This is a genomic window from Pseudomonas gingeri, assembly GCF_013385425.1.
In the GTDB taxonomy this organism is placed as follows: domain Bacteria; phylum Pseudomonadota; class Gammaproteobacteria; order Pseudomonadales; family Pseudomonadaceae; genus Aquipseudomonas; species Aquipseudomonas gingeri_D.
The window spans coordinates 394,803-407,681 of sequence record NZ_JACAQA010000003.1 but is presented as its reverse complement, the minus strand read 5'-3'; the positions used below and the strand labels follow the sequence as shown (position 1 = coordinate 407,681).

Sequence of the window (12,879 nt, the reverse complement as noted above, 5' to 3'; positions counted from 1 at the left end):
CGGTGGTTGATGGCAGCGATCATCTATTAAATAGATATCGATAAAAAGCGTAAAAAATGCCTTAAATCAATCGATTTATTCGATTGTTAGAGTTCTCTCCGGACTTTCAATTCGTCGCCTAAATGGCTGATCGACAAGCAATTGACTAGAACTCGGGACGTAATGGAGCGACCATAGGCCTTTCGCCCAGACCGTCGCCTACCTGGAGTCAGCGTGCCATCACCGACACCCGAACCGCCTGCCGAACTTTCCCCCCTGGCTCAATTGCCCCTGTTCAAGCGCTTGCTGGCCAAGTTGCTGGGCGGTGGCCTGAGTCGTTTGCGCGCCCAGCACGTGGCGTCCTGGTTGCAGGGCCAGGCCGACGGCTTTCGTAGCGGCCATGGCGCCGGCCTCGAGTACGGTTATGAGGAGGGGCGACGCGACGGCCTGGAGGAGGGACGCCAGCTCCTGCTGATCCGCGATACGCGTCCGGTAGAACATCGCGCACCCGGGGTCGACGACAATCTGTTCGACGATTGGCGCCTGCCGCTGACGGCGGAATTGAAGAAGCGGATCAAGGCCGATGTGGCCCGGCTCCTGCCTGCCCAGTCGCAGCCCAGTGCGGCGCAATGGAAAATGATATTCAGTGACACACCCTCGACGTCGGTGATCGCTGGTGCCGGTGCCGGCAAGTCGACTTCATTGGTGCTGCGCATCCTGCTGCTGACCCACTACCTGGGCTTTGAACTGGACGCCATGACCGTGGTGACCTTTACCCGTGAGTCGCGCAAGGACTTCATGGCCAAGCTGGTGGAGGTCATGGGCCTCTGGGGACATGTGCTAAGCCCTCGGGATGCCCGTGAGGTGGTACGCACCTTTCACTCGCGGATCCTGCCCATGGTCCGCAGCCTGCCGGGCTTCGGTCAGTTGCAGGCGTTCGAGAACCTCAGTGAGCGTAGCCTGTTCGCCGAGGAAGGCGCCGACAGCAACCCGTTCGACCTGCGGATCAACGACGCCCAGCGCCAGCAGTTGAATGCCTGCTATCAACGTTTGCACACCGATAATCCGCGTTTTCGCGAAGTGCTGGTGCCGCTCTACAAGCAGGCTCTGCAACTGCGTGAGCTGGACCAGGACCACCCGGATGTGCGCAAGCGCATGGCGGTCACCGAGCTGGCGTCCAAACGCGACGAGGAGCTGTGCGACACCCTGGAGGACCTGTGGTTTCGCGCGGGTGCCTGGCCGATTGCCGGGATTGAACCGGACCGTGAGGTCATCGAGATCAACGGTTCGCCGTTCCATTGCCATGGTTACATTGCCGAGCTGGAGGCCTGGGTGGTACTTGGCTTCGATCCACGGGAAAGTCCGCAGATCAGTCGTCCCGGATCCAAGCTCACGGTGCGCGCCGAATGGGCGGTAAAGCGCACCCTGTTTCAAGCTTTCTGTCGTAAGCAATTGATATGGTTGGATAGTTACGAATCGGCCAAATGCGTTTTGTCGTCCCTGGCGGGTGATGCCACCGCCGGTCCCGGCTTCGATTACAAGGTCAAGGGTGAACTGGCGTCCGCACCGCTGCTCGACTGTTTTGTGATGGCCGCCGGCTTTATCGAGAACCTTGGGCTGGATGTGCCGGCCGCCGTCGCGCGGATGAGTTTCGCCGAGGACGATCCGGACCGCTTCTTCTTCGAAGCCCTGAGCCTGTTCTGGAAGGCCCTCGAAACCCATCTGCTGGCCCAGTCGCCACCGATCATGACCTATAACCGCATGTTCTCGCTGTTCGGCGAAAACACCCCGGAAAACCAGGCGCTGCTCAGTGACGAGCTATTGCGTCCGTTGTCGCACCTGATGATCGACGAGTTCCAGGACGTTTCACCGCAGATCGTCTCCTGGTTGCGGGCCAGCCTGCGGGAGATCCGCCGCCGTGGCCCGGCGATGCAGGTCGGTCGCGCGGCCCGGCATTCGTCGCTGTTGTGCGTGGGCGATGACTGGCAGTCGATTTATGGCTGGCGGGGGAGTTCGCCCAAGTACTTCATGGAGTTCAGCAAGCAATTCCCGTCACCGGCGACCACCCGGGTCATGCTCAGTGACAACTATCGCAGTCATCAGCACATCATCGATGCGGCCGAGCATATTGTCCGCGCGGCACCGGCGATTGCCGGGAAAAAGGCCAAGGCCAGCGGCGAGCCAAAGGAACTGTGGCCGGTCAATGTGCTGGATCGGGACGATGCCGGTTTGGCCAAACGTTTGGAAGAGCACTACCGGCGTGGCGAAAGCATCTTGATGTTGTTTCGAAAAAGTAGCGATAAGTTACTGATTAATGAGCATATTTCTTCTGTAGTTAATGTTGATTCTAGCTTGCCTTTCGAGCAGCGACGGCTCAAGCAACTGACCTATCACAGCGCCAAGGGGCTGCAGGCCGATGTGGTGTTCCTGTTGGGCGACTGCCTGCATCTGACCCGTTCACCCTACAAGAACCAGGTCTATCGCATGGCCGGGCTCGGGGAGGATGGCGATGCCGAGGCCTACGACAAGGCGCAGAAGGACGAGATCCTGCGGCTGGCCTATGTCGGCATCACCCGGGCGGTAAAGCATTGCTATTGGTATCTGGACGGGCAGGACGGCCAGGCCGCGAACGGGCCCAAGGCCTCGGATCGGGTGGCGGGGGACAAAGCTTTTTTCGCCGATTTACGCGCCAAGCGCTGAAGGTTGCGCTTATCTATGGAACTGTAAAAGGGTATTGAACACGCCCTATAAACTTGTGGGAGCGGAGCTTGCCCGCGAAGCTTTTAGCGTTCTCGCGGGCCTCTTCGCGGGCAAGCTCCGCTCCCACAAGGTCAGGTGTCGCCTTTGAGTCAGTTGACGGCCCGCAGCCCCATGGGCGGCACAAAGGCCTCAAGCTCATCCTCGACCGCCTCGATGATCCGCTCCACATCGGCGGCGTTCATCACCGTGGCGCAAGGAATGCCGGCGATGGCGATCAGCGTTTCGCCGCTGGCCCGGTCGAACAGCCGGGCGACCATGCTGCCCGGCGCATCCATGCTGGCTTCGAAGCCCATGGGATGAAAATGCCAGCGCATCAGTTGGCATGCGTTGGGGAAAGTCACCTTGCTGAAGACTTTACTCATGTTGCCCACCTGGGTCATTGAGCGCTTCCTTTTGCTCGCGGGTAGGAACGGCGGGACCTCATGGTCCCACCAGCACAAGGCTTAAAAATAGCATCCGTTCAACGGGCGCAAGAGAGTTTTTTCAAGCCGTTCGGCGATTGTTTTCGTGTAATTTGATCTATGTCTCTTAATCTTGGTTCGAGTGCGCCATGTCCGACGACAATGACGGCCCGCAGCAGACCCGGGCGACCGGCGAAACCGTTTTGCGTTACCACCTGTGCTGGAAACACCGCGACCTTGACGGGGTGATGGCGCTGTACCATCCCCAGATCCAGTACCACGACTTCTTTCAGAACCGTGTCCTGGGCCTTTCAGAGCTGCGCGAATACGTAGGATCGAGCATGCCGCGCGAATCAGATGAAGCCCTCGAACATAGCGATCGCATCCGTCTGGATGGCAATACCGCTTTTATCCAGTACCAGATGACCCTGCGTGGCGGCGAGGGCCTGGTATCGTTTCATTCCAGCGAGGCGATCACCGTGCGTGACGGCCTGATCTGGCGCGTGAATGAATACGCGTCCCTGGTGCGCGAACAGGTCGCCAGCACGACCACTGGCGGTAGACGCGCGGCGACCAGTCGCCTGGGCCTGTCGCCACGGCAACTGAGCTTTATGGCGGATGACCTGCAACAGTATTTCCAGCGCCAGCAAGCCTACCTGGACCCCGACCTGGACCTGCAACGGGTCGCCGGGGAGTGCGGCTATAGCCGTAATCAGATTTCCTATCTGCTCAACCAGGTGCTCGGCCAGAGTTTCTACCGCTACGTCAACCAGGCGCGCCTGCAGCATCTGCTGGCTGCACTGGACAAGGCCGTGCCGCCGTTACGTATCGATGAGTTGGCCTTTGCCGCCGGATTCAATTCCTTGTCGGCCTTCTACAAGTGCTTTCGCGAGCACACCGGCCTGTCGCCCAAGGCCTACGTCAAGGAAATTTCTCTGCGTGCACGCGCGCAAGACAGCCTCTGAGCACTGGCACTAGGATCGCAACCATCTGTTACCGGTTGTGGAGTCTGGAATGCCAGCATGGCGCACTATCAGTTTATGGATGGATCAGCTCGATGAGCCGCTGACGCCACGGGCATCCCTGGAGCAGGACCTGGATGTCGATGTGGCCATTGTCGGCGCCGGTTACACCGGGCTGTGGACCGCCTATTACCTCAAGCGCCAGGCCCCGCAATTGAATGTGGTGATTGTCGAGGCGCAGACCGCCGGTTTCGGCGCGTCGGGGCGCAACGGCGGTTGGGTGATGGGCAATCTGCTGGGCGAAGACCGTCTTTTGGCCGGGCTGTCGCCGGAACAGCGGCGGGCGTCCTTCGACTTGCTGCATGACATCCCCGACGAAGTGAAGCGGGTGATCGATCGCGAAGGCATCGACTGCGACTACCGCAAGGCCGGGGCGTTGTACTGCGCCGCGCGTTACCCCGAGCAGGAACACAGCCTGCGGACCTACCTGGACAAACTCTACAAGCAGGGTCTCAACGAGAGCGATTACCGCTGGCTGGGGCCCGAGCAACTGGCCGGGCAGATTCGGGTCGCCCGGCCCTACGGCGGCATCCATGCCGCCCATATCGCCACGGTCCAGCCGGCCAAGCTGGTGCGCGGCCTGGCCCGGGCCGTCGAGCGCCTGGGTGTGCGGATCTTCGAAAACACCCCGGTGACCGACTGGCGCTCTGGCGGCTTGCGCACGGTCCGGTCGCAGATTCGCAGTCGCTGGGTAGTCCCGGCCGTGGAAGGTTACTCGGTGACGCTGCCGCCCCTGGGCCGCTATCAACTGCCGGTGCAAAGCCTGCTGGTGGCCACCGAACCCTTGTCCGCCGCAACCTGGGACGAAATCGGCCTCAGCCAGGGCCAGGCCTTCAGCGAGAGCAGCCGCCAGGTCACCTACGGCCAACGCTCGGCGGACAACCGGCTGATCTTCGGTGCTCGCGGCGGCTATCGCTTTGCCGGCCGGCTACGGCATGACTTCGACCTCACCGACAGCGAAATCGAGTTGCGCCGCTACCTGTTCGGCGAACTGTTCCCGCAATTGAAGAAGGTCCGCATCAGCCATTCCTGGGGCGGCAACCTGGGCATGTCGCGACGGTTCCAGCCGCACATGCTCTGCGACCCTGCCAATGGCCTGGCCCTGGCCGGAGGTTATGGCGGCGAGGGCGTGGGTGCCAGCCATCTCGGCGGGCGGACCCTGGCCGACCTGATCCTGGAGCAGGATAGCGAACGGGTCCGGCAACCCTGGGTGATCCGCGAGGGCGGCCTCCAGGCACTGAAAGCCTGGGAGCCGGAACCCTGCCGCTGGCTGGGCTACAACGCGATCATCCGCAGCTTTGTCCATGAGGACCAGACCCTGGCCGACCCCGATACGCCGCCCTGGCGCCGCAAGCTGGCGAGCAGCGTTGCCGGCTTTATGGAGGGTTTCATGCAGTAACCGGCGCCTGGGCGCCAGCTCATCCATCACAAGACCGATGCACTGATTTTCTGATCCTCTGATCGCCCGAACCTGCCAACAAAAACTCACACAGGAATCGACTCATGATCCGCATGTCCCTTGCTCCCTTGATGCTGGTCGCCTCCCTCGGCCAGGCGGCCGAGACCGTCAAGATCTACAACTGGTCGGATTACATCGCCCCGGACGTCGCCCAGAACTTCCAGCAGGAGACCGGGATCGCGTTCACCTATGACGTCTATGACAGCAACGAGACCCTGGATGGCAAGTTGATGACCGGCAAGTCCGGCTACGATGTGGTGTTCCCGTCCAACCATTTCATGGCCCGGCAGATTGAGGGAGGGGCGCTGAAAAAGCTCGACAAGCGCCAGCTGCCGAACTGGAAGAACCTCAACCCGGCGTTGCTCAAGGCGCTGCAGGTCAACGACCCCGGCAATGAACATGGTTTCCCGTACCTGTGGGGCAGCACAGGCATCGGTTACAACATCGACAAGGTCAAGGCGGTGCTCGGTGATAACGCGCCGGTGGACTCCTGGGACTTGATCTTCAAGCCCGAGAACATGCAGAAACTGCAGAAGTGCGGGGTGGCGATACTCGACAACGGCCCCGAATTGCTCCCGGCCGCTTTGAACTACCTGCACCTGCCGCACCACAGCAAGAACCCGGCGGACTATAAAAAAGCCGGAGCCTTACTGATGAAAGTGCGTCCCTATGTGGCTTACTTCCATTCCTCGAAATATGTCAGTGACTTGGCCAATGGTGATATCTGCGTCGCGGTGGGTTTCTCCGGCGATATCCTGCAAGCCGAGAGTCGGGCCAAGGAAGCGAAGAACGGTATTGATATCGGCTACTCGATTCCCAGGGAAGGTGCCGCCATCTGGTTCGATATGGTCGCAATGCCGGCCGATGCCCCGGATGAAAAAGCCGGTTACGCCTTTATGAACTACCTGCTGCGCCCGGAAGTGATGGCCGGTATCAGCAACTATGTGAAGTACGCCAATGGCAATGTGGCGGCTGATAGCCTGGTGGACCCGGCGCTCAAGGCCGATACCAAGGTATATCCGAGCTCGGAAATGATGGGCAAGCTGTTTGCCCTGGAAGCGATGCCATTGAATATCGATCGCATTCGTACGCGGCTGTGGAGCAAGATCAAGACCGGAGAATGATTCGCTATAACTGGTGCTCCGCTTGTGGGAGTTCAGTGCTCCCACAAGTTACCGCTTCAGATCATTGAACATGCCTGTACAGTTAGTGGCTTATAGCCATAATTTTAAGCGCGTAGGGCGCCAATTGTATCGGTGATGAAATATTTCGCCATGCCAAGTCATAAAGTGAAATATTTTTTCATTCCCCCTGAATAAATTCACAACTTCTGCCGATAATCAGTTGTAAGCCCACCGTCACTGAAAAGAGTGGTGCAACACTGTCGGTATGGCCAGTTGCTATCTGACAGGTTTACGGCATGGAAGCTAGTAGTCCTCAAGCCTTATAGAGAGCAGCCCATGTCCCTACGAAATATGAATATCGCTCCCCGCGCGTTTCTCGGCTTTGCATTTATTGCATTGCTGGTGATTGTGCTGGGGGTCTTTTCCCAGACCCGTATGACGGTGATTCGCCAGGCATCCATTGATATGGAAACGAATCAACTGCCTAGCGTCGGGTTTCTCGGCAATGTGCTCGAAGACGTGCTGCGTATGCGCATCCTGTCTTTTCGCCTGCTGCTCAACCGTGACTCCGCATCCCTGCAGGACACCGATACGCGGGTTGCCGCCCTGGTGGACAAAGTTCGCAAGGACGTGAAGAGCTACGCCGATTTGCCTGCTGATGGGGATGAGCTGGCCAAGTACAAGGAGTTCTCGGGCACGCTCGACACTTATATCCGGGACCAGAGCCAGATGTTGGAGCTGTCGCGGCAGGACAAGGTCGATGAGATGCGTAATCTGATCAATAACCAGATCAAGGCCGGTACTGACCTGATGGGTGTGCAGCTCAACCAGTTGGTGGCGATCAACAAGGCCGGAGCCAAGGCTGCGTCGGCCCAGGCCGGTGAGCAATACAGCAATGCCAGTTTCGGCATTATCCTGGTTTCTGTGGTGGCGGCGCTGGCTACCGTGCTGCTGGCCTGGTTGTTGACCCGCAGCATCGTGGCGCCGCTGAACCAGGCGGTCGAAGCCGCTGAAGCCATTGCTGGCGGCAACCTGACGAAGGCCATTGCCATTGAAGGCAAGGATGAACCGGCCCGCCTGCTGGGCGCGTTGTCAAAGATGCAAGGCAACTTGCGCAAGACCATCGAGCAAATCTCTGGTTCCGCCACGCAGCTGGCGTCGGCCGCTGAAGAGCTTAGCGCGGTGACCGAAGAGTCGTCCCGCGGGCTGCAGCAGCAGAACAACGAGATCGAGCAGGCGGCCACCGCGGTCAACGAAATGACCAGTGCGGTGGAAGAAGTGGCCCGCAATGCGGTGTCCACCTCCGAAGCCTCGCAGCAATCCAATCAGGCGGCTCGTGACGGACGCGACCGTGTCGTGCAGACGGTGGAGGCGATCCAGGCCATGACCCAGGACGTGCAAAGCACCTCGGTGCTGATCGAAGGCCTGGCCACCCAGGGTCGCGATATCGGCCAGGTGCTGGACGTGATCCGCGCGATTGCCGAACAGACCAACCTGCTGGCCCTCAACGCCGCCATCGAAGCCGCACGGGCGGGTGAGGCCGGGCGTGGTTTTGCGGTGGTGGCCGATGAAGTGCGGGCGCTGGCCCATCGTACCCAGCAGTCGACCAAGGAGATCGAGCAGATGGTTGCCGGTATCCAGAATGGCACCGGTCAGGCCGTGCAATCGATGCAACAGAGCAACCAGCGGACCCAGAGTACCCTGGAAACGGCCCGTGCCGCCGGTGTGGCCCTGGAGCAGATCACCCAATCGATCAACCTGATCAACGAGCGCAACCTGGTGATTGCCAGTGCCTCGGAAGAGCAGGCGCAGGTCTCCCGTGAAGTGGACCGCAACCTGGTGAACATCCGCGACCTGGCTTCCCAGTCGGCCGCCGGTGCCAACCAGACCAGTGCCGCCAGCCATGAGCTGTCGCGCCTGGCGGTGGACCTCAATGCCATGGTCGCGCGTTTCGTGATCTGACGCTGCGAGCGTTGCCAGGGCTTGGCGACGCTCGCTACCGGCACGGCTGTCAGTGCGGGTAGGCCTGGGGATTGACCAGATTTGCCGGTCGTTCTCCGGCCAGGGCTGCCAGCAGATTGTCCACCGCACAGAGTGCCATGGCTTCACGGGTTTCAAAGGTGGCCGAGCCGATATGCGGCGTGGCCACCACGTTGGCCAGGCTCAGCAACGGCGAGTCCGGCGCCAGGGGTTCGCGCTCGAACACATCGAGGCCGGCGCCACGGATCTGCCGGTTCTGCAAGGCCTGGATCAGCGCCTGCTCGTTCACCACCTTGCCCCGGGAAATATTGATAAGGATGCTTTCCGGGCGCATCAGGGCCAATTCCCCGGCACCGATCAGCCCCTCGGTCTGAGGGGTCAGGGGCAATGTCAGGCAGACAAAGTCGGCTTCCCGCAACAGTTCGTGCAGTCCCAGGTAGCGCGCATTGAAGCGTTGTTCCACTTCAGGCTTGGGCGAGTGACTGTGGTAGAGCACCGGCATGCCGAAGCCGAAATGCCCGCGCTGGGCCAGGGCTTCACCAATACGGCCCATGCCGATGATGCCGAGCTTCTTGCCATGGACATCCGTGCCGAAATGCAGCGGGCCGATATTGCGCGTCCACTGTCCGTTGCGCACCAGGTTCGCCAGTTCCACCACCCGTCGGGCGCTGGCCAGGATCAGGGCGAAGCCGGTGTCGGCGGTGGTTTCGGTGAGCACGTCCGGCGTGTTGCTGAGTAGGATCCGTCGGCGGGTCAGGTAATCGATGTCGTAATTGTCGACCCCCACCGAGACGCTGGCGATGGCCTCCAGGTGTGGCGCCAGGTCAAGCAGTGCGGCGTCCAGCTTCAGGCTGGCACCGAGCAGGCCCCGGGCCTCGGGCAAGGCGGCACGCAGTTGCGCCAGGCCGTTGTCACCCAGATCGTCGATCAGGGTGACCTGGGTGTGCTCATGCAGGCGGGCCATCAGCGAGGGCGAGAGCTTCTTGTACAACACAACCGGTTTTTTCATCGGGTTCGCTCGACAGGGTTCAGGGATGGGAGAGCGCACGGGGCGTCGGCAAGCCCTTGGGGGCTGCGCGATCGCTGGCGCCGGGATTGAGGAATACGGTCAGGATCACTGACAGCAGCAGGGCGCCGCTCATCAGAAGGTAGGAAGCCCCCGGCGAACCGGTTTCGCTGTTCAGGTAGCCCACCAGGTAGGAACCACCGAAGGAACCGAGGGCACCCATGCTGTTGATCAGCGCCATGGCACCGCCGGCAACGTTGGCCGGAAGGATCTCCGGGACAATCGCAAAAAACGGTCCATAGGGCGCGTACATGCAGGCTCCGGCGAGCACCAGCAGGCTGTAGGACCACCAGAAATGTTCCGCGCCCAGGGCGTAGGAGGCATAGAAGGCCACCGACGCCACCAGCAGCGGTGGCCAGACAAAACGTTTGCGCCGTTGCAGCTTGTCCGAGCCCCAGGACACCGCGAGCATGGCGATCACCGCGGCCAGGTAGGGCAAGGCCGACAACCAGCCGGCTTCGACCATGTCCATCTTCAAGCCGCTTTTCAGAATCGACGGCAGCCACAGCACAAAGCCGTAGACGCCGATGCTCCAGCAGAAGAACTGCAGGGCAAGGATGATCACCTTGGGTTCGCGGAAGGCCTGGGCATAGTTTTTCACCGCCTTGATGCCGACCTGCTCGGCGGCCAGGGCGCTGTCCAGGTCGCGTTTTTCCTGCTCGCTGAGCCAGCTCGCCCGGGCTGGACGCTCATCGGCCAGGCGCCACCAGATAAAGGCCCAGATCACCGCCGGCAGGCCTTCGACGATAAACATCCAGCGCCAGCTGAAGTGCTGCACCAGATAACCCGAGACCACCGACATCCAGAGCATGGTCACCGGGTTGCCGAGGATCAGGAAGGTATTGGCCCGCGAGCGTTCGGCACGGGTGAACCAATAACACAGGTACACCAGCATCGCCGGCATCACGGCGGCTTCGACCACGCCAAGCATGAAGCGGATGCCGATCAGCATATAGGCATTGGAAACGATGCCGGTGAGGGTGGCCAGGCCGCCCCAGAGGATCAGGCTGACGAAGATCAGCTTCTTCACGCTGTGCTTCTGCGCGTAGAGGGCGCCGGGCACCTGGAAGAAGAAGTAGCCGAGAAAGAACAGCGCGCCGAGCAGCGACGACAGCCCGGGGGTGATCTGCAGATCGGCGGCCATGCCCGAGGCCGCGGCGAAGCCATAGTTGGCGCGGTCCAGGTAGGCCAGGCTGTAGGTGATGAAAACGATGGGCATGATGTACCACCAGCGGCGGGTGGCGAGTTTCAGCGTGTGCATGGTGTGGCTCCTGAGCTTGTTGTTTTTGTCGCAGCAGGTGGCATTCGGAAAACGCGGTCTTGCTTAGCCGACGGGCGCGGGTCGGTGCGCCGCTGTCAGTTGTTCCCGGGTCGGTAAACCCTCCATGTCGCCGCGGCTCTGCACCGCCTGGGCGCCGATCCAGTTGCCGCGCGCCACGGCCTGGGCCACGCTGTGGTTCTCCAGCAGCGCACTGACCACGCCAACGGCGAAAGCATCACCGGCACCGACCGTGTCCACCACGACCTGCACCGGCACCGCGGCGACAAACCCCTCGTCGCGATGGGTCCGGTAGTAGGCGCCGTCAGCCCCGAGCTTGATGGCCACGACGGCGGCGCCCTGGTCGAGGTAGAAGGCGGCGATATCCCGCGGATCCTGGTAACCGGTGAGCAAGCGGCCTTCGCCCAGGCCCGGCAGGACCCAATGGGCGAGGGCGGCCAGGGCGTTGATGTCTTCGATCATCTGTCTTTCGCTGGGCCACAGGCTCGGTCGCAGGTTGGGGTCGAAGGACACGCTGCGCCCGGCCGCCGCCATGCGTGTCATCAGCTCGAACGACAGCTCGCGGGCACTGGCCGAGAGAGCGGGAGGAATCCCGGTGGCATGCAGATGCCGGGCCTTGAGCAGCTCCGGGCGGATATCGGCCACTGACAGGTGACTGGCGGCCGAACCCCGACGGAAATACTCCACCTGCGGGTCCTGGCCCTGGTCTTCCCGGGACTTGAGTTGAAAACCGGTGGGATAGCCCGGGTCGATATCGACGTAATCGCAGTGCAGGCCTTCGCCTTGCAGGGTGTCGATCACAAAACGGCCGAGGGAGTCGGCGCCGACCCGGCTCAGCCAGTTGACCTTGAAGCCCAGGCGCGCCAGGCCGATGGCGACATTGCTGTCGGCGCCGGCGATGCGCTTGTGGAAGTGCCCGACCCGGGCCAGGTCGCCGGTCTGTTCGGCGACGAACATCGCCATGGTCTCACCGAACGAGAGGATTTCGATCTCAGGCATGGGCTGTTTCCTCCATGGAGTGGCCCAGGCGGGCGAGGGTGCATACCTGTTCGCGGGTGACGGCCAGCAGGTCGTCGCCTTGCAGCGGGTATTCAACGGCCCGGGTCAAACCTTGACTCATCTGGCCCAGCAAACGTTCCCACTGTTCCAGGTCGACGGCGCTCGGCGGCAGGGCGACGAGCTTGCCGTCCGCACGCAGGGCCACGGCCTTGCAGTGCAGGTAGTCGACATGCCGGCCGAGCAGGCGCGCGGCGCTGCTGGCGGATTGGTCCTGCCAGCGCCAATTACCAATATCGAAGGTCATTTTCACCGGCAGTTGCTGTTGCTCGACCTGATCGAAAAAGCGCAGCAGGGGTTCGATTCGGCCGCCCTGGGTGGTCTGGTCGTTCTCCACCAGCAAGCGGACTGATGATGCCGACAACAATCCTGCCAGTGCCGACAGGTCGCAGTTTTCACTGAAGTAGCCCAGGGAGACTTTCAGCCAGCGGGCGCCAAAGGCTTCGGCGCGTTGCAGGGTAGCCGCCAACTGCGGGTCGGGACGCGACTGACCGGCGGGCCACAATTCCAGGGGGGACGAGTAGGCACACTCCAGGCCCATGGCCGCCGCGCGGGTTGCAAAGCGCTGCGGATCTTCGTTGGTCAGCAGTTCTTCGCGTACTTCGATGCGACTGGCGCCGGCCTCGGCCAGCAGTTCGATAAAACTTTCCTGGCCACGTTCGCGAACCAGCGTCGCGCCGTAACTGGAGAGGCTGATGGAGACGGGAAACAGCTGTTCTTTCATTGTTGTTGTACCTCTGAAACCGGTTTCAT

At 61.4% G+C, this 12,879-nt stretch carries 10 protein-coding genes and 1 pseudogene; 6 read left to right on the top strand and 5 right to left on the bottom strand.

Features of this window, described 5'->3' with window-relative positions; translation table 11 throughout:
• Nucleotides 1-213: 213 nt before the first annotated feature.
• On the top strand, nt 214-2,679 hold the full coding sequence (locus tag HX830_RS04485) for a UvrD-helicase domain-containing protein (protein ID WP_177099092.1): 2,466 nt from the start codon (nt 214-216) through the stop codon (nt 2,677-2,679).
• Between the two features lie 149 nt (nt 2,680-2,828).
• Here HX830_RS04485 and HX830_RS04480 read toward each other — a convergent pair whose 3' ends face one another.
• Nucleotides 2,829-3,119: a DUF1652 domain-containing protein gene (locus HX830_RS04480; protein WP_177099091.1), complete on the bottom strand. Its 291-nt coding sequence runs from the start codon at nt 3,117-3,119 to the stop codon at nt 2,829-2,831.
• Nucleotides 3,120-3,289: 170 nt separating this feature from the next.
• On the opposite strand from HX830_RS04480, the gene HX830_RS04475 reads away from it, so the two are divergent.
• The 5 genes and pseudogenes from HX830_RS04475 (at nt 3,290) to HX830_RS32390 (ending at nt 8,707) form a co-directional block, all read left to right on the top strand.
• Nucleotides 3,290-4,105: a helix-turn-helix transcriptional regulator gene (locus tag HX830_RS04475; protein WP_177099090.1), complete on the top strand. Its 816-nt coding sequence runs from the start codon at nt 3,290-3,292 to the stop codon at nt 4,103-4,105.
• A gap of 49 nt (nt 4,106-4,154) precedes the next feature.
• Nucleotides 4,155-5,561 carry an NAD(P)/FAD-dependent oxidoreductase gene (locus tag HX830_RS04470; protein ID WP_177099089.1) on the top strand — a complete coding sequence of 469 codons (1,407 nt, stop codon included), beginning with the start codon at nt 4,155-4,157 and terminating at the stop codon, nt 5,559-5,561.
• A gap of 104 nt (nt 5,562-5,665) precedes the next feature.
• Nucleotides 5,666-6,745, top strand: coding sequence for a polyamine ABC transporter substrate-binding protein (locus HX830_RS04465; RefSeq protein WP_177099088.1), 1,080 nt, complete (start codon nt 5,666-5,668; stop codon nt 6,743-6,745).
• A gap of 336 nt (nt 6,746-7,081) precedes the next feature.
• Nucleotides 7,082-7,801, top strand: a pseudogene (locus HX830_RS32395) (MCP four helix bundle domain-containing protein); the annotation flags it as partial.
• A 42-nt stretch (nt 7,802-7,843) separates the two neighbouring features.
• Nucleotides 7,844-8,707: a methyl-accepting chemotaxis protein gene (locus HX830_RS32390; RefSeq protein ID WP_371317471.1), complete on the top strand. Its 864-nt coding sequence runs from the start codon at nt 7,844-7,846 to the stop codon at nt 8,705-8,707.
• A gap of 49 nt (nt 8,708-8,756) precedes the next feature.
• Here the strand turns inward: HX830_RS32390 and HX830_RS04455 are convergent, their stop codons facing one another.
• The 4 genes from HX830_RS04455 to HX830_RS04440 all read right to left on the bottom strand — a co-directional run bounded on the left by HX830_RS04455 (nt 8,757) and on the right by HX830_RS04440 (nt 12,850).
• Complete coding sequence (locus HX830_RS04455) at nt 8,757-9,734, bottom strand: NAD(P)-dependent oxidoreductase (protein ID WP_177099087.1); 978 nt, start codon at nt 9,732-9,734, stop codon at nt 8,757-8,759.
• 19 nt (nt 9,735-9,753) lie between these two features.
• On the bottom strand, nt 9,754-11,052 hold the full coding sequence (locus HX830_RS04450) for an MFS transporter (RefSeq protein ID WP_177099086.1): 1,299 nt from the start codon (nt 11,050-11,052) through the stop codon (nt 9,754-9,756).
• Nucleotides 11,053-11,115: 63 nt separating this feature from the next.
• Nucleotides 11,116-12,069 (bottom strand): sugar kinase, encoded by a 954-nt coding sequence (locus HX830_RS04445; protein ID WP_152739705.1) that lies wholly within the window; start codon nt 12,067-12,069, stop codon nt 11,116-11,118.
• Entirely contained in the window at nt 12,062-12,850 is a 789-nt protein-coding gene (locus HX830_RS04440) for a sugar phosphate isomerase/epimerase family protein (RefSeq protein ID WP_177099085.1), read from the bottom strand. The genes HX830_RS04445 and HX830_RS04440 overlap by 8 nt, the downstream gene beginning before the upstream one ends.
• Nucleotides 12,851-12,879: the final 29 nt, after the last annotated feature.

Coding starts and splice junctions, on each gene's coding strand:
- HX830_RS04465 (WP_177099088.1), top strand. CDS start 5,666: ATGATCCGCATGTCCCTTGCTCCCTTGATGCTGGTCGCCTCCCTCGGC.
- HX830_RS04470 (WP_177099089.1), top strand. CDS start 4,155: ATGCCAGCATGGCGCACTATCAGTTTATGGATGGATCAGCTCGATGAG.
- HX830_RS04480 (WP_177099091.1), bottom strand. CDS start 3,119: ATGACCCAGGTGGGCAACATGAGTAAAGTCTTCAGCAAGGTGACTTTC.
- HX830_RS04445 (WP_152739705.1), bottom strand. CDS start 12,069: ATGCCTGAGATCGAAATCCTCTCGTTCGGTGAGACCATGGCGATGTTC.
- HX830_RS04450 (WP_177099086.1), bottom strand. CDS start 11,052: ATGCACACGCTGAAACTCGCCACCCGCCGCTGGTGGTACATCATGCCC.
- HX830_RS04455 (WP_177099087.1), bottom strand. CDS start 9,734: ATGAAAAAACCGGTTGTGTTGTACAAGAAGCTCTCGCCCTCGCTGATG.
- HX830_RS04440 (WP_177099085.1), bottom strand. CDS start 12,850: ATGAAAGAACAGCTGTTTCCCGTCTCCATCAGCCTCTCCAGTTACGGC.
- HX830_RS32390 (WP_371317471.1), top strand. CDS start 7,844: ATGCAAGGCAACTTGCGCAAGACCATCGAGCAAATCTCTGGTTCCGCC.
- HX830_RS04475 (WP_177099090.1), top strand. CDS start 3,290: ATGTCCGACGACAATGACGGCCCGCAGCAGACCCGGGCGACCGGCGAA.